Source organism: Microcystis sp. LEGE 00066, from assembly GCF_015207925.1.
Taxonomy (GTDB): Bacteria; Cyanobacteriota; Cyanobacteriia; order Cyanobacteriales; family Microcystaceae; genus Microcystis; species Microcystis ichthyoblabe_A.
In genome coordinates this window covers 18,727-34,728 of the sequence record NZ_JADEVX010000011.1, presented here as the reverse complement: position 1 = coordinate 34,728, position 16,002 = coordinate 18,727, and the positions used below count along the sequence as shown (strand labels likewise).

At 43.4% G+C, this 16,002-nt stretch carries 14 protein-coding genes; 3 read left to right on the top strand and 11 right to left on the bottom strand.

Features of this window, described 5'->3' with window-relative positions:
• Window positions 1-16: 16 nt before the first annotated feature.
• The 6 genes from cas10d to cas3 all read right to left on the bottom strand — a co-directional run bounded on the left by cas10d (window position 17) and on the right by cas3 (window position 8,386).
• The gene (gene cas10d, locus IQ224_RS03065) at window positions 17-3,463 is read right to left on the bottom strand and encodes a type I-D CRISPR-associated protein Cas10d/Csc3 (protein WP_194032524.1); all 3,447 of its coding nucleotides are present in this window, start codon (window positions 3,461-3,463) and stop codon (window positions 17-19) included.
• Window positions 3,464-3,684: 221 nt separating this feature from the next.
• Window positions 3,685-4,143: a nucleotidyltransferase domain-containing protein gene (locus IQ224_RS03060; RefSeq protein ID WP_194032523.1), complete on the bottom strand. Its 459-nt coding sequence runs from the start codon at window positions 4,141-4,143 to the stop codon at window positions 3,685-3,687.
• On the bottom strand, window positions 4,136-4,534 hold the full coding sequence (locus IQ224_RS03055) for a DUF86 domain-containing protein (RefSeq protein ID WP_194032522.1): 399 nt from the start codon (window positions 4,532-4,534) through the stop codon (window positions 4,136-4,138). The genes IQ224_RS03060 and IQ224_RS03055 overlap by 8 nt, the downstream gene beginning before the upstream one ends.
• 41 nt (window positions 4,535-4,575) lie before the next feature.
• Entirely contained in the window at window positions 4,576-4,995 is a 420-nt protein-coding gene (locus IQ224_RS03050) for a nucleotidyltransferase domain-containing protein (protein WP_194032521.1), read from the bottom strand.
• A 245-nt stretch (window positions 4,996-5,240) separates the two neighbouring features.
• Window positions 5,241-5,555, bottom strand: a complete 315-nt coding sequence (locus tag IQ224_RS03045; protein ID WP_194032520.1) for a hypothetical protein — start codon at window positions 5,553-5,555, stop codon at window positions 5,241-5,243.
• 665 nt (window positions 5,556-6,220) lie between these two features.
• Entirely contained in the window at window positions 6,221-8,386 is a 2,166-nt protein-coding gene (cas3, locus tag IQ224_RS03040; protein ID WP_194032519.1) for a type I-D CRISPR-associated helicase Cas3', read from the bottom strand.
• A 99-nt stretch (window positions 8,387-8,485) separates the two neighbouring features.
• Here cas3 and IQ224_RS03035 point away from each other — a divergent pair, with 99 nt between their 5' ends.
• Window positions 8,486-9,349, top strand: coding sequence for a YafY family protein (locus IQ224_RS03035; RefSeq protein ID WP_194032518.1), 864 nt, complete (start codon window positions 8,486-8,488; stop codon window positions 9,347-9,349).
• A 517-nt stretch (window positions 9,350-9,866) separates the two neighbouring features.
• On the opposite strand, the gene IQ224_RS03030 is transcribed toward IQ224_RS03035, so the two are convergent.
• Window positions 9,867-11,054: an RNA-guided endonuclease TnpB family protein gene (locus IQ224_RS03030; RefSeq protein WP_194032517.1), complete on the bottom strand. Its 1,188-nt coding sequence runs from the start codon at window positions 11,052-11,054 to the stop codon at window positions 9,867-9,869.
• A gap of 328 nt (window positions 11,055-11,382) precedes the next feature.
• A complete protein-coding gene (locus IQ224_RS03020) occupies window positions 11,383-12,039 on the bottom strand; it encodes a hypothetical protein (RefSeq protein WP_002742903.1) in 657 nt (218 codons plus the stop codon).
• Between the two features lie 171 nt (window positions 12,040-12,210).
• Between IQ224_RS03020 and tnpA the strand changes: the two genes are divergently transcribed.
• On the top strand, window positions 12,211-12,654 hold the full coding sequence (gene tnpA / locus IQ224_RS03015; protein WP_002740761.1) for an IS200/IS605 family transposase: 444 nt from the start codon (window positions 12,211-12,213) through the stop codon (window positions 12,652-12,654).
• Window positions 12,655-13,103: 449 nt separating this feature from the next.
• Complete coding sequence (cobS, locus tag IQ224_RS03010) at window positions 13,104-13,862, top strand: adenosylcobinamide-GDP ribazoletransferase (protein ID WP_002742905.1); 759 nt, start codon at window positions 13,104-13,106, stop codon at window positions 13,860-13,862.
• On the opposite strand, the gene IQ224_RS03005 is transcribed toward cobS, so the two are convergent.
• The 3 genes from IQ224_RS03005 to IQ224_RS02995 all read right to left on the bottom strand — a co-directional run bounded on the left by IQ224_RS03005 (window position 13,859) and on the right by IQ224_RS02995 (window position 15,988).
• Window positions 13,859-14,320 carry a PPC domain-containing protein gene (locus tag IQ224_RS03005; RefSeq protein ID WP_002742906.1) on the bottom strand — a complete coding sequence of 154 codons (462 nt, stop codon included), beginning with the start codon at window positions 14,318-14,320 and terminating at the stop codon, window positions 13,859-13,861. The two genes, cobS and IQ224_RS03005, sit on opposite strands and share 4 nt — an antisense overlap.
• A gap of 297 nt (window positions 14,321-14,617) precedes the next feature.
• Complete coding sequence (locus tag IQ224_RS03000; protein ID WP_002742908.1) at window positions 14,618-14,839, bottom strand: DUF4278 domain-containing protein; 222 nt, start codon at window positions 14,837-14,839, stop codon at window positions 14,618-14,620.
• Window positions 14,840-14,932: 93 nt separating this feature from the next.
• Window positions 14,933-15,988: a TrkA family potassium uptake protein gene (locus tag IQ224_RS02995; RefSeq protein WP_036400386.1), complete on the bottom strand. Its 1,056-nt coding sequence runs from the start codon at window positions 15,986-15,988 to the stop codon at window positions 14,933-14,935.
• Between the last annotated feature and the right edge of the window lie 14 nt (window positions 15,989-16,002).

Here is a 16,002-nt window from a genome sequence, read left to right as displayed (position 1 = left end):
GTAGGTACTCCTTGAATTAATTATTGTTTTCAGAATCTTCATCCACAGTTTGACCCTGGGCTTTTAACTCTTGATTTTCTCTGTCCTGTTCGAGACGGTAAAGAAATTCGCAGGTATCGCGAATAAGGTTTAATTGTCTGCCAGCTAGACGCGCTCGATCGCCCTTAAAAGAACCCTCGAACACATCGATCACAAAATAACGAGCAAAAGACAATATTTTCTGTCTTTCCTGTTCTCGATCGGATAGAATCCAGCGACCTTCTGCTGTAGAAGCATGAACCCGATTCATTAAGCTGGCCACTTCCGCCGCTACTACAGAAACTAGGGCTTCTCCCTGATACATTCCTCCTTTGAGAATCGTATCGGCGGCCACATCGATCGGTTTTAAAACTGCGTTCGCTTTCGGATTATATCGTTTATTAGCTCGATAGAATTGACGATACAATTCGGTCAACTTTTTCGGGTGATTTAACGGGGATTGCTCTTCCATATTAATTGTGAAATTAGAACGGTGAACTTCTGTAACGTAAGGATCGAAACAAGGATAAAAATCGTAGAGATACAGAGCGATTCGATTAGCGCTCGGTATATCGGCATCTTTGCCCCGTTTCCACTGTTTAAGGTAATGAAAAACATAGAGAGGACTGGTTTCTAAATTGATAGCGAGTTCCGTTAATTTGCCCCAATTGGGATCATAACCCGTCTTACCCTGCTTCGAGTTTACGTCTAAATGAATAGAATAGGCTGCGGTTAGGGTATTTAAGGGGGCGGAATATTTTTTTCCGTCATTATCTTGCCATGGGTTCAAGACTCGATCGAGACGGAATCGATCGCATCGGGTTAAGGACCGGATCGCTTGGGGCGCACTGTCGAGAAATACCGTCTCTTCAAATTCCGCACCGTCGCGATAGGGAGGAATAGGAGACTCAGAAACCACCGTTTTGACATCTAGAATCATCGGGAAAGCTAATCCTAACCATGCCGGCATAACCCAGGATTCCGTATCGGTGGGATTGCGGCCAGGGGGTAGGGCCATAAAATAAAAGGTTAGGGGTTTATCTTCGGGATAGGATAGTTTAAAAGTGCGGTCTTTTTTGCCATCTTCCTCCTCGTTAATTCTTTCCTTTTTCTGCCTTAATTTTTCATCGATCAGGAAACTATCGACACTCTGATAACGGGTTTGATCGAAGTTAGCGACCAGATTCTTATCAACAAAGTGCAACTTTATCGAGCTATCAAAACGAGTTTGAGCAATGTTAGCGTAGGCTTTTTGTAAAAAACTATTGGTTTCGGGAGTAAAATAATAGGTGGGGTAAAAGTACAGATAGCGATATTTGCCCTCCTCGAAACGTTTTCCTACCGCTTGGGTTTGATTCATAAGAATCTGACGCAACATCATTTCCGTTCCCGCGATACTGGAAATATTTCGTTTGGCGTTCGAGCCTGCCAGCATTTGTTTATTAGTATAGACTTGGGGAGTGAAAAGAACCGCCGATTCCATCTGTTCGCTGACACTATAGGGAGAATGGGAGATCGAACAGAGAAGTTGACGGCCGCGACCTTGTTTTTTAGCGGCGTTGTAGTGGTTTAATTCTTTCTGGAAGGTTTCGATCGAGTTGGCCGATTCCCGACCGGGTAACTGCACCATTTGATTAACCCACTGTCGCAAATCCTCCCAACCATCGGATAAGTTATATCCCGCAACTATGGCGGCAATTTTTGGGGCGAGAAAAGCGATTAAATCTTCTGCAACCGGTCTAATATCCTCGATTCCGGGATGCTGTTTCAGGTATCGCGCCGCTAGATAATACCATTCGTAGGGAACCCCTCCCGTATTGCCTTTCAGTTTGAGTTTTTTTAAAGATTCATTAATACACTTGATCGCTCGGATTTGTGGCAGATAATTTTCTAGATTCCAATAATGCGCGATCTCGCTAATTAAATCTAAATCCGGCGGTGCGGGTAAGTTTTTCTGCAATTTTCGCGCCTGTTCGATTTTTTCCAGGCGATCGCCCCAGATTTTCCGCGTCACCACGTCCCCGAATTCCGCTAGGCGATCAATCCGGATATCATCTTCACAATGAAAATCGTAATCCGTCGGTAAAACGCCCTGTTGTTGAAATTTAATCAGGTTTTCGCCGCGACTTCCGGCCACGGACGCTTTATTATCACCGAGGATGCGAAGGGTGGCGTTGAGGGCAGCGCGCATTAACCCGGCATCGTCGAAAAATTGGCTGTAGTAATCTGCGTATTTCATCCCCTTGCCATCTCGGCCGAATCCCGTTTGTTTACGCTGTAATTCACCGCTACAGAGGGATTTAATGGTGTCCACCACTCGATTCGGTAAGGTTTCTAGGGACACTTCTGGCGCGTTTTTGGGGGCGATATAGACAACTCCCGTAGGCAAGTAAAGTAAAGGCTGATAGTCTAGTTCTTGATGTGCTTCCATCACCGCGTTATTAAGTACGTTCGTCAGTACCCCGCGGTTTTCGGCGATGCTGTGGTAAGTGAATTTTAGTTCCCCATCGCTGAGACTGTATAAAAGGTCTTGTAACGAGGCTTTTTCCGCATCGTGGGGGTGTTTAATAATGGATGCGAGGCGATCGGCTAGACAGGCAAGATCGGTTAAACTTTCGAGAGTGCTATTGTTTAAGCGAGTATTTAACCCATCTTCCGAGGTATTTCGATCGGTATCGTTCCGACGCTGGGCATTTTTAGCGATATATATCAAATCATCAAGATATTCAGTCCATTTTTCTGGTTGATCGGAAAATAAGAAACGATCTAATCCTAATTCGGGAACCAATACTTGAAAAATCTCTCGATGTTCCTCTCGTGATAGTTTGCGGATATCTCGATCGAAGTCCTCGTTAATCTCGATATATTTCGCCGGCATCCCGGGAAAAAGCGAGTAGCGGAATTTCTCGAAATCGTGGAGAATAAACCCAGCGATCGCCAACCTGCGCTCGCATTCCTTTACTACCCGTCGAACGGTAGTATTGAGTTTTTCTAGTCGTTTTTCGATGAGATTAGCGGGAAATAATCCATTAAGTAAATGAGTATTGAGAGATTGATCTCCTGCATTATCCCGTCGAACTCTGCTTTTTCCCTCTAATTCCCGACGGCGATCGATTTCCTCGAAGAAATTTCCTCCTTTTGCCGTGACACCGATCGCTAATCGGAGTAAATTGGGTAATACCATTTCGGCAAAATCTGCCATAACTCGATCGTCGGGGTTTTCCGCTCGAATCGCCTCCCGTAGGAGTTTTAGGGTTAGCAGTTGGCGAACAGTTTCGACTCGGCGATCGCTTACTGATTCAGTAATCCCCAAATCTTCGGAAACAAGAGATTCTAAATCAATATCCTCGAACTCAAAATCCAGATCTTCATCGTCAATTTCTGTAGTGTTATCGAATAGATTTAACTGTCCCGTTTCCTCTAATTTTTTTTGTTTTTTAGGCATCTTTCACCTCTAGAGAGTCTAAATAGTCGGTAATTTGTTTGAGATAAAGCGGAAATTGAGATAAAGCGATCGGAATCGCCTTAAAAACAAGTTCATTATCGATCGCCTCCTATTGATGCACTAAACGATTTCGCATTCCTGATGATTTCGCTCCCCCGTAATCGATTAAGATATTTGATCATTAAACGAATTCTAACGGTGACTATCTCTCTTTCCATCGTTTAAACCCCCCATTGTTTGAGCCAAAGATCGATACTGTCTTTTTGAATCTTTCGGAATTTAGCGGTATCGGCGTACTCTTTCCAAGCGCGTACACGAAATTTTAAAAAGTCTCCCGTATTTTTTTCATAAATAAGTTTTCCATCTCGTGCGACTTGATACTTCATTAATGGAGAACAGCGATCGAGTTCAATTAGATCGATCAAATCACGGTTTATCTCAAACAATTCACTCAAGATAGAGAGAGAAGTTAAGTAATCATTACTGATTTCCTTAATACCTGTTTGTCTGTTTGTTTCATCGTATGAAATTGCCAAATCCCAATCGCTATCAAGTCTATGCTCTCCACGCGCTCTGGAACCGAAGAGAATTAATAGTTTTAAATTCGGTATTTTTTCCACAGTCGTGGTTATTCTATTGACTGTATCGATAATTTTCAATTCTTTCGTATTTTTAACCATTTTCTGCCTCCCAAGAATCTAGATATTGAACGATCGAGCGTTGGTAGCGGGGATAATCTCTTAAAATATTAGCGATCGAGGAATGAATGATATCAGGATCAATTTTCTTGTACAGGTGTACGAGTAAGTTCCTTAATTTAATAGACTCGGCCAGTTGAACGGCTAGGTGTTCTTCTAAGATTCCCAGTTCTACGATTTGAAATAATGCGTCGCGAGCATTATTTGGAGATTCGATATCTAAACATTTTAAAATCTGGTAATTGATATCGATGCCAGTTTGAACGATAAGCTGAATTAACCTTTCTATGGCTAATTGACGTTCTCTCAATGTACGATAATCCTCTAAAGTGATCGAACCGTACTCGCTAAGTTCGGAGAGGTATTGATTCATGAGGTTTAATTCGTCTATTGCGATCAGAGGTTGAATAGCATTTACACTCCTTTTTCTCGTAGAGAAATCTCTAGATTATTCCGTAATTGACGGTATAACGCTTTCGATTCTTCAGGATTCATGAGAAATTTTTCTTTAAATCCCTCGAATAGTCCCGTTTCCCGTTCGTATAGAAGTTGACCATCCCGTGCGACATAATGAGCGAGGATCGACGAACATTCTTTTAAATCAACCACATCAATTTTGTCATCGGGAATCTCTAAAGCTTGTTCGAGTAGTGTATAAATTTTCAACAGACTCGAAATATCCTTGCGATCACTTCTTTCCTCGTATAAAACAGCGAAATCCCAATCGCTATCAGGTTTATGCTCTCCACGCGCTCTAGAACCGAAGAGAATTAATAGTTTTAAATTCGGTAGTTTTTCGACAATAGCCGTAATTTTTTCTACTAGCCTATTCATATTTAGCCTCTATCAAAAAAATGGCGAGAATCCGATGGATATATCGATCGATGTCCGTAGCGTCTGTCTATGTCTATTATCAAACGCGGAGGAAGCAAAGAGCAACTAAATCCCAGAAAAAGTGTCCGTACACTTTGACTCCCTCATCTCTTTTTAACTCTTATTAAAAAAAGGGACTTCATCAACTATTTTCGATTTGTTGTTAAAGTCCCTAGTCGCTGTGTCAATCTCAGACGGTTGAAGTTTTATTCAATGACGAGAAGCTTTCCAAGCCACTTGATATATGAGCGCACTTCGGATGATTGAACAACCTCAGCCTTGGCAAAGCCTTGAATAGTTCGGAAATCACACTCTAGCTTTTCAAATGCCTCCTTTACCTTCGGACTACGAAGCTTCTTCTTCATGTCCATGAAAGGTAAAATATTAGTTTGGAGAGCATCGGAAGATACGGTTATCTTTGGAGTCCGAGTTTCCTTTTTCTCCTTAACGCAAGGCTTATTCTGAAATAAAGGTAGCTCAAGTTGTTTGCCTTGAGGCTGTTGAGTTTTATTCAGGGACATTAATCCTCCTTGGTGAATTTTGGAAGTGAAACTCTGTCACTAAATCGCAGTTAAAACGCTTTTAAGATTTGAGAACAGATAAACAATACCCACCAGTCCTTAGCTATCATGTAAGGAGGGCAAGGAAGTAGTCCTATACTCGTATTCCCGAACGCTTTTCTAAATAGTGATCAGAATTTCACCTTCTTTACGATACTTTGAGAACGACCAAAAGTCAAGTGCCTTACGATTATAGAACATAGACGGTAAATAAACTATCTGTTATAGTAATCATGGGACAAGGCACACTGTCGATTCCGAACCCCTATCAGGGATTGAAACTATGTTCTATAGTCGTATTCGCGTGCGCTTTTCTTTTTTGTCCCGATAATCCCTACTTAGGGATTCATAGCTCATCCTCACGCCTAATGTCTCTTTTGCGCTCTTCCCAAGTTACTTCAACGTAAGACTGCAATTCCTTAACTCGTTCAGGGGTCAACTTGGATACCTATCCCCCCTGTTCGTACAGTTCGAGCAATTCGCGCTCTTCTGGGTCGAGATTGCTGATATACGTTCGTTTTTTAGGGATCGCGATCAAGTCTAGCGGTTCCTTCTGGGAACGAGCATTAGGATTATTCATGGTTATCGATCTCCCGATAAGTGTTGTTTAGTGACCTCAAGCACACTCAACAGATCCACACCTCACCCCCTTTACCTTTGAACCGATGAGCGAGAGTATCCAACAACAAAGCCGATTGACCGATCGCTATAGAATAGGGAGACACCGGAGAATGAAGACTACTCTCGTCACTAATCGGATAAATACCGAAGTGCATCGGTAATTGTAAGCGTTGGCGAACCGCAGCGACGGGATAGGCAAGAACGAAGCTAACCAGAGCCAGATCCCGTAACTCCCGACTAATTCGATCGAGCCAAGGATTATCCGGTTGCCAAACACCGATTCCCGTCAAAACCTGCACTTTCCACGCGGTGGCGATCTCGCCTAAATCGCCGTCGTAGGTAAAGCGCCAGTTTAACCGTTCCTCTCGATACCCCTTTAAATTCAGAAACGCGAGACAATAATCGAAACGTCTGCGTGCGATCGGTGTTTCCGTGGCCTCGATCTGACGCTTAAACTCGCCTTTTCTCCACACCTCCACCTCTAGATTACCGAGAATACTGGGTAAATCGTAGGTTTTAAAGCGATCGCCTTCCTCCAGTTCCGTCGAATCGTATAACCCGCATAATAACGGACTCGACCCGCGAAAACTAGACGCATCCTCGAAAATCGGATTACCGCTTTTCCCCGATAACTCCTTCCATTCGTCGGCCCATCCTTTCACCCGACCGGCGACCCGTTTTAAACTGGTATCGAAAACCTCCTCGCATTCCTGTTGAAACTTCTGGCGACTTTCCCCGTATTGGGATTTGATCTTCGGACTCCCTAAATTCCACCAGAGTTGAAATGATTGTACCGCTCCCCAACGTTGGTAATAACCCTCGAAATTATTGATATGACGGTAGTTACTCTTGATCGCCTCCTGTAGCTGAATTCGGTCATACCGTTCCCCAACTTGTAACGGTGCGTCTTTCTTCTCGAATAACCGTTCTAGGAAAAATTTCGGAACCAGAGCGATCGCGGTGAAGTTAGCAAATTTTACCGCCGTTCCCTTTCGATCGTAACCGCTGTGACGGCCTAAACGGCCGAAACGTTGAATAAAATTTCCCGCATCCGACGACTCGAAAATGAGGAAATTAATCTTGAAGTCCACCCCCACATCGATGGTACTCGTTCCGATCACCAGATCACGATTTAACGATGCCAACTTCTCCCGCGTTCCCGAAAGACCCGTATTTTCCCCCACTGTTAAACCGATAGTTGCCAATAATTCTCGGAAAATCGGCAGCAGACGTTTAACCGAAGCGATCGAATTGAGAATAATCGCGCCCTTGCTGCCGGGGTATCGCTTAAAATAGTCTAAAATTCGCTCTTTATTTTCCTTCAACCAATTTTCCGAAGTTTGAAAACTCGACGGTAAGGGAATAAAAGATAGCTCGATTTCCGAGGTTACTTGTCGCCATCCCCGTTGAGCGAGGGAATTGGCCTCTTCTGGGGTATCGGGAAACTGGTATTTTCCTTCTCTTACCGGGTCGATCGATCGATAGCGAAACCCCGCTTTATCCAATCGTTTTAGTAAACCCTCGTCGGGAGTCGCGGACAGAAACAGGTATCGTTTCCCACGATTGGCCCGTCGGATTAGAAGCATGGTATTGATTATGCTGGCGACCTGTGGCGTGCCGAAAACGTGAAATTCATCGAATAGGAAGAGATCGAAATGTTTATCGATCCGGTTCCATAGCTGATCGGGATTATCGTAGGGGGTTAAATAGGCCCCCCGATGCAAATAATGGAAAATATCGGGGTTAGTTAAGAGAATTTCCGACTGTTTTGATCGAGTCTCTAGAGCGATCGCTTTCGTTTTCCCATCCCGTTCGGCGTACAATTCCAACTCGGGCCCGGTTAAAAGATTGACCCGAGGTTGATCCGTTGGTTGAAATCGTTGAATATATGCCTCGATCTGACCCCGCTGATCCCGCGCCAGTTCGTTGGTTGGGTAGAGTCCCATAATCGGGAAATATCCTTGTAAAGTTCGCAGGTAGGCCGCTAGACTTTTCCCGTCCCCCGTCATGGCCGTATTGAAAATCACATCGATCTCGGGATCATTTAGTGCTTTCCACGTCTCCACCTGATGCCACGATAACCGCCATCCTTGGGGAACCTTGATCCCGTCTGGGATTTCGTCTGCGGGACAGGAATAGACCGGCCTGAGCGTTACTTGATAATTTACCATAAATTTCTGTCCGTAACTCCTTGCTATCTTCCATAATAACCACGATAATAGGGATAAAAAAGTACCTTAACAGAAAAAGTGTCCGTATATTTATAAACTATGAGCCGGATAGGACAATCGATCACTTTATCGGTCAGTGAAAAAGAAAAACAGGCCCTAGAAATCCTTGCCAGTGAATTCGGGCTATTATGGGGAGATAAACCGAATATATCGAAGTTAATCAAGGAAATTGCCCGTAATAAGCTTAAAATCGCTCCTAATCACGACTGGAAGCCCGATCGCTTGCAGATGCTCCAACAGGCGATCGATTTTCTCATCGATGCTGGACAAATCCCCATCGCCCTAGAACTAACTAAACTACTATTAGAACGGAGCGAACTGTCAGACCCCTTACGCAAAGAGCTAGAACGCCACCTCGATAATCCTCCCCCACCATGGCGACTGGAACTTGATCGCTGCATTCTCCGACAACAACCCTTTCAGTTATCCTATCAGGATGCCGGCGATCGAATCTGGGAATTTCATCTTTACCATGCCGCTATCAATCGTCACGAGGATCGCTTATATCTCGATTGTTGGTGCGAGGAAACCGAGGGAAATCAAGATATTTCCGAACTAAACCATAATTGGAGTTTACGGATCGATCGAATCCCCAGCGATTCCTTAATTACCCCGATCCCTAGGGGCAAATGGCGCAATCAGCTTGATAGTCTGTCGGCCGAGTTTCACCTGTTCGATGGATTAGCTCGATCCTACCGGACTAAAACCGCTATCGATATCGCCAACGAATTGATCTCGAACGATCCCCCTGTCCGGCAGATTACCCGACAGGTAACGAGTAGCTTCTGGTTTTTCCGCGAGATTCTCCCCTACGGGGAAGATTGCCTGCTGATCTCCCCGGAAAAAGTCCGCAAGCGTTTCTCTGACAAGGTGCAGCGGCTTTATCGACGCTACGAGTCCTGAAAAGACTTTCGTCCTTGCTGAATCAAGATACGATACTAAATGGTGTTTAAAATATAAGAGAGTGGGCGTTGTCAGATCAGAATGGGAAAGATGCAATGCAATCCTTGCTACCCTTCGACCCCTTCGACCCCTTCGACTCGGCTCAGGGCAAGTTGGCCCAGGGCAAGTCAAAGTAATTTCAGTTCCGGTGCTGATTCGGATCATCTTTGAATTTGACAACGCCATCTAGAAAATCTATCCAACGTCTATCCTACTGCATTTAATCTTGGTTTTGAGGGTGTTGGGTAACAGCCGCCAACCCAACCGACAAGATCAGCGTACTGGTACCCAGTGTCTTCGCCATCACACTTGATTCCGAACTGGTGAGCAAGTTGTGACAAAAACATATTTTTCGTTTGTTGCGTTTGTTGGATTTATTTCGTATGTGGGGTACACTAGGCCGTAGTAACTCTGGACAAGAGTTCAATCAACAGTTTGACATCCTCACCGCCGTAAAACGGACGGCGATTCCCAAACCTCACGATTTAGGTTTCTGCTTCTTTCCCGAAGGATTTTTCGCACCTGCCTTAACAGATTTACTCTGTTCTGGTCTTATGGTCGCTCTACAGACTGACACCGCAAGCCCTGCGGCCAAAATGTTTTTACTGGCGTTAATATCTCGGTCATGGTGAGTCCCACAGTCTGGACAGTCCCATTCTCGAATATTTAACGGCATTTTCTCAGCAATATACCCACAATTACTACACCTTTTAGAGCTAGAAAACCATCTATCTATTTCGATGTAGTTTCTCCCATACCAACGGCATTTATAGGCTAATTGACGAGTGATTTCTCCCCAGCTTACATCAGATATTGCCTGAGATAACTTGGGGTTTTTGACCATATTCTTGACGGCTAAATTCTCAACCACAATCGTTTGGTTTTCACGAACTAATTGAGTGGTTAGCTTATGTAAATGGTCTTTTCTGCTATCAGTAATTTGAACGTGAATCCTGGCTACTTTGATTCTTGCTTTTCCCCGATTTTTTGACCCTTTCTGTTTTCTAGAAAGGCTTTTTTGGGCCTTTCGCAGTCTCCGATAATGTTTCTTAAAATGCTTAGGATTAGATACTTTATCGCCATCGCTGGTAATCACGAGGCTACTAATTCCTAAGTCAATTCCGATGGCTTTATCTGTTACTGGTAAAGGCTTAATCGTTGGGTCATCAAATCTAATTGAGATATGCCAACGTCCAGAAGGATGTAATCTGACTGTTACTGTACTTGGTTCGCATCCGTCTGGTATTTGTCTTGACCATCGAATAGGTAAAGGTTCTGTGCATTTGGCTAAATAGATTTGTTTGTCTTTGAACTTAAAAGCAGATTTAGTAAATTCGGCACTTCCTCCTTGATGTTTTTTCTTAAAGTTAGGATACTTAGTCCGACCAGCAAAGAAGTTAGTAAAAGCTGTTTGTAGGTGTCTTAACCCTTGTTGTAAGGGTACACAGCTTACCTCGTTGAGAAAGTGTAATTCTTCTTGCTTTTTCCAGTCGGTCAACATTGAAGAAGTTTGAGCGTAGCCTACTCTTTCTTGCTTTTCGTACCATGCTTGTGTTCTGACATGGAGAGCTTTATTGTAAACCAATCTTACACAGCCCAATGTGCGCCGCAATAGCGACTCTTGTGTTGGTGTGGGGTAAAATCGAAACGAGTAGGCTTTTTCCATACCTCACATTTTAGCATATATTTCGTAAACGATGCTCATATTTAACAGTAAAGCCGTCGTAGAACGACGGGGTTTCAGACCCAAATTTTCGATGAAATTCATGATGAGTGGATTCGGAATGTTTTGAAGAATAGACCTGATCTCACGGAGGAGCGTCTTCACCGCACAAAAGCTCTGATGAACAGTAATGTACGTGACTGTCTCGTTCAGGGTTATAAATATCTAATTCCATCGCTAAACTTACCAGATGTCAATGTCTGTCAACCCAACCGACAGGATCAGCGTACTGCCACGTAGTGCCTTCGCCACCGCACTTAGTTATCCTCTCCTAACCGTGCATTGGACACTTTCCGCCAGAAACCAATTTTTCTAAAAATTGGCTATTATCAAAAAAATGTTCGACATAAGTCAGTTTTAAATCTGCATTTACATCAGCAATTGTAATGCCATATACCTCAATTAGTTTGTTGGTAGGCGCGTGACCTTTAAATTCTCCTTGATGTGTTCCCCAATGCCTCCATTTAAAAATAACTCTTGGCGGACCGCTATAAGCTTCAATAACTTCCCAAACAAAGCCAGTTTTAAAAGCATTCATAAAACTTGCTGCACCTGATTCAAAATCTTCTGCTTTTGAACTATAAACCGGTGTTTCGCCTAAAAATAAATTATAAGTTCCGCGTTCTATAATGTCTTGTACCGTATATTCCGGACCGTGGTTAGTACGCATTCTAAATTGATGTATATCCACCGATGTCCATTGATTTGGATTTAGCTTATAAGTGGCTTCCATTTCAAATGTTCTTACTAAATTTTGTGCAATAGCTTCTAATGAGCCAGTTGGATGGTGTTTTTCGCTTTGCGCCCTTAATGTTTTATTCGTTCCTGAATAATCAGGGCGTTTTCCATAACGCCATTCTATGCCTTCATCAGCCACAAGTACATTATCTCTATCTTGTATTTGAATAGGAATATTCTCTGCTGACATATTTAACTCCTTCTGTGATCTTTAAAATTGCTGAAACTTACCTAAAAAACGAATACCTCGTGTTTACCCAAAGGTTTAATTGAGCGGTAAATGATCGTATTTCCCCCCCAACAAAAACCCATTAATCTCTTCGGGTCTAATTCCCCGCCGCTCGCGGCGTACAATAGAAAAATGAGTGAATACATCCATAAGAGCCATAATGTAAGTGTTTTGCTATATCATTTAGTGTTCCCAGCCAAATATCGTAAAGCCGTTTTCGACGAACAGGTAGATAGCTTGTTGAAAGAAGTCTGTCTAGAGATGGAAAAACGATACGAGATAAAGTTTGTAGAAATTGGAGTGGATAAAGATCATGTGCATTTTCTGGTGCAATCAGTACCGACCTATAGTGTGACAAGGATAGTGACAATGATTAAAAGTATAACGGCGAGAGAAATTTTCAAAAAGTGTCCTCAAGTGAAAAAGCAGTTGTGGGGAGGAGAGTTTTGGAGTGATGGATATTACGCAAGTACGGTAGGAAAGCATGGGGATGAAGGTATGATAGCGAGATATGTAAAAGAACAAGATAAAGAATACCTGCAGCTACACCAAAATCTACAATTGAGTCTATTTTGATTCTGATACCCCGTCCGCTTGCGGCGGGGTAGTTCATTATTGTCCGCTCCAATGGTGTGTTATGCCCGATCACTTAACTATTCTTAATTTCCATGATCGCGAATAACCCCTGTGGACTGAACAAGGAAGCGAACCATTTTGCGATCACCTAATCTCTAATTGAAACAGGCAACCTTGACGGACTTCACTGTTTGGCCTAACTATGGATTATACGGAAACTTTCGACATATCACGCTAAATACACATTTTTTTAAGAAATCTTTCCGCATATTACTCTCCTATAGAGCGATCGCAAGAAACTTTTCCTATAAAATTACAAGTAACCGTGTTATGCCGAATTAAATCATTATAGGCGTTCTCAGATGTTTTGAAAATCCCACAGGGTGGCCGATACAAAATTAAGTTATACTTCATCTTTATGAGAAAAGATGCCATACCGGAATCTAATTTTGGGGGGATTGACTACCATATTTAACTTCATTTGTCAAGAAATTCGCTCATTTTTAGGTGCGATCGCTTTTTACACGATTATTCCCATTCCGATTGCTTGGCCTAATTTTGGTAGAATTGCCCGATGGATTCCCTTAGTGGGCTTATTTTTGGGTTTAATTTTAGTTTTGCTCGATATAACTCTAGCTGGTCTGGGAATGCCACTCCTAACTCGTGCGGTTATCCTTGTGGGGGTTTGGGTTTATCTAACGGGAGGACTACACCTTGATGGAGTTAGTGACACGGCCGATGGTTTAGCTGTCACCGACCCCCAGCGTCGTTTAGCGGTCATGGCCGATAGTGTTACCGGGGCCTTTGGAGTCATGGCCGTGACCATGGTTTTGCTGCTAAAAATCGCCGCTTTGACGGATTTAAGCGATAATCGAGCCTTAGCTCTAATTTTAGCGCCAATTTGGGGACGTTGGGGGCAAGTAATGGCGATCGCTCTTTATCCCTACCTCAAACCCACCGGTAAGGGAGCCTTTCATAAAGTGGCTTTTTGTCTGCCTTGGGACTGTGGGGGAGTAATTTGGGGGTTAATCGCCCTATTTGGTGGTCTAAGGTGGGGAATAATCGCCATTAGTGCTGGAATCGCCCTCGCTCTGCTTACTGGTTACTGGTTATATCGTCGTCTTCGCGGTCACACTGGCGATACCTACGGTGCGGTGGTGGAGTGGACAGAGGCTCTATTCTTGGTTTTTTTGACAATAATTAGCTAATTTTTGCCCTCCACGGCCCGTAAACGGGTTAATTTCAGGGTAAATTTTCCCCCACCGGTTTCTCCGAAAGCTCTCACCCGAATAATATATTTACCCGACTCGGTAATCCGTGCAAAGAGGAGAGCATTAGTGCCACCATCGGGACCATCATCATTTTCCGCTACAGTGGAACCATCGTCGGCCAGGAGAATTAAAACTCCATCAAAGTTTTCCGATTTGAGATCGATGGCCACCTGATCGTCCTTTTCCAAATCTACCGTATAATCCCTAGCAAACCCCCCCTCCCCCGTGGGAATATCCTTGTCGGTGAGAGTATCGTTAATTTCTTTGTTGAGGATGAGGGGGACGGGACTATAGATTTTTTCTGCTCGCACCGGTAAAGATTGACCGCTTAACCAGAATAAAGTGAGCAAGACGCATAAACCAGAATAGCGACCAGTCAAAGGGAATCTTGTCATAGGGGCAGGTATTCGTTTTCTCAATCTCCCTATTCTACAAAAAACTGATAACTATCAGCAGTTCGACAAAATTAAATTCACACCCCCTTTCGGGGGAACGCTGGAACTGCGGAACTGCGGAAGGGAAAAATATGTGTAATTAATTTTGCTTAGGTACTTATTTCTTGTTGGCAAAACAAGTAAAAAATCCGCCTTGGAGCGAGGGAGCAAGAGGGGAGATACAACCCGTTTAAGGTAATTGATAAAATCATTAATTGACAATCTTTAAAAGAGATTGATTGAAAAAAGAACTAGAAGTTAAAAACTTAAAGAGGGTCTTTCCGTGGGCAAAGAAGCTAGAGATTGCATGATATGATAGGCTTGACCGCGATACGTAACGGCTACCTGTTTCTGAATAGTTTGAACGACACCAAGGTTTTTTAAATAGGGAACACCACGATAGCCTAAAATCATCGGACTGGAAACAACGGTGGCAGTGGGGTTTTTGTCGTAAACAATGCCGCGATAGGTTAATTTCATAGCTGTCCCTAGAGATAATTAGTGAGTTAGTCTTATCTCCATCGGCAGCGAAATTAATTCCAGAAAAGCTCAACTTTTTTGTAGGTAAATATCCTACCAAGAAGACCCACGATAGCGCATTTCTCGACGCAGAGCATAACGACGGGCAAAATTAGGAACATCGCCCCGATGACCTAATAAAATGACCGTATCGCCTTGCTGTAGAATAGTGGAATTGTCGGGATGGGCGATGACACCACCATCAAATTGACGGATAGCAACGATAATAAAAGCACCCTGTCCCCGCACTTCCATCTGACTGATGGGTTGTCCCAAAAAAGGAGAATTGCTTAAAATTGAGTATTCTTCAAATTGTAGGTCGATATCGGCTAATAATTCGTTAAGATTGCGCCTACCTTCATCTTCCTGTAAAAAATCAATCGCGGCTGGATGGGTGATTAAATGAGCCATTCTCTCTGCTCCAATGGTAGCAGGTAAAACCACTTGATCGGCTCCGGCTAGTTTTAATTTTTTCTCGGTGCTGGGATATTCTCCCCTGGCGATGATGTATAGTTGCGGACTGAGTTCTCTTGCGGTTAAAGTGATAAAGACATTTAAGGCATCATCGGGCAACACCGTCGCTAAAACTCGCGCTTTGTCGATACCGGCTTTTTGGAGAATACTTTCATCGGTGGCGTTACCATTAAGAGTTATGTAACCTTTTTCCTGAGCTAATCGAATGCGATCGGGGTTATTATCGACGATAATAAAGGATTGGGCTGTTTTTGCCAATTTAGTCGTTAGAATGCGTCCTATGCGCCCAAAACCGCAGATTATGACGTGATTTTCTAAGCATTCCATCTCTTTATTCATCCGGCGATCGCTAAAAGCTTTGTTAATTTCTCCCTCGGTGAGCATCTGAAAAAAACCTCCCACCACATAAACGGCCGAGGTAGTCCCACAGATGATAACTAACATGGTAAAAGCTCTCAGACTGGGAGTGTTAATCGGTTTAACTTCCCCGAAACCTACCCCAAATATGGTGATAATCACCATATAAACGGCATCTAGAAAACTCCAACCGTAGGCCATATAACCGATAGTTGCCCCGACTACCGTAGCGAGAAAAAAACTCGCACCGATGATAATCCTTTTCAGTGAACTTTGCATCGATTTCCGTGACC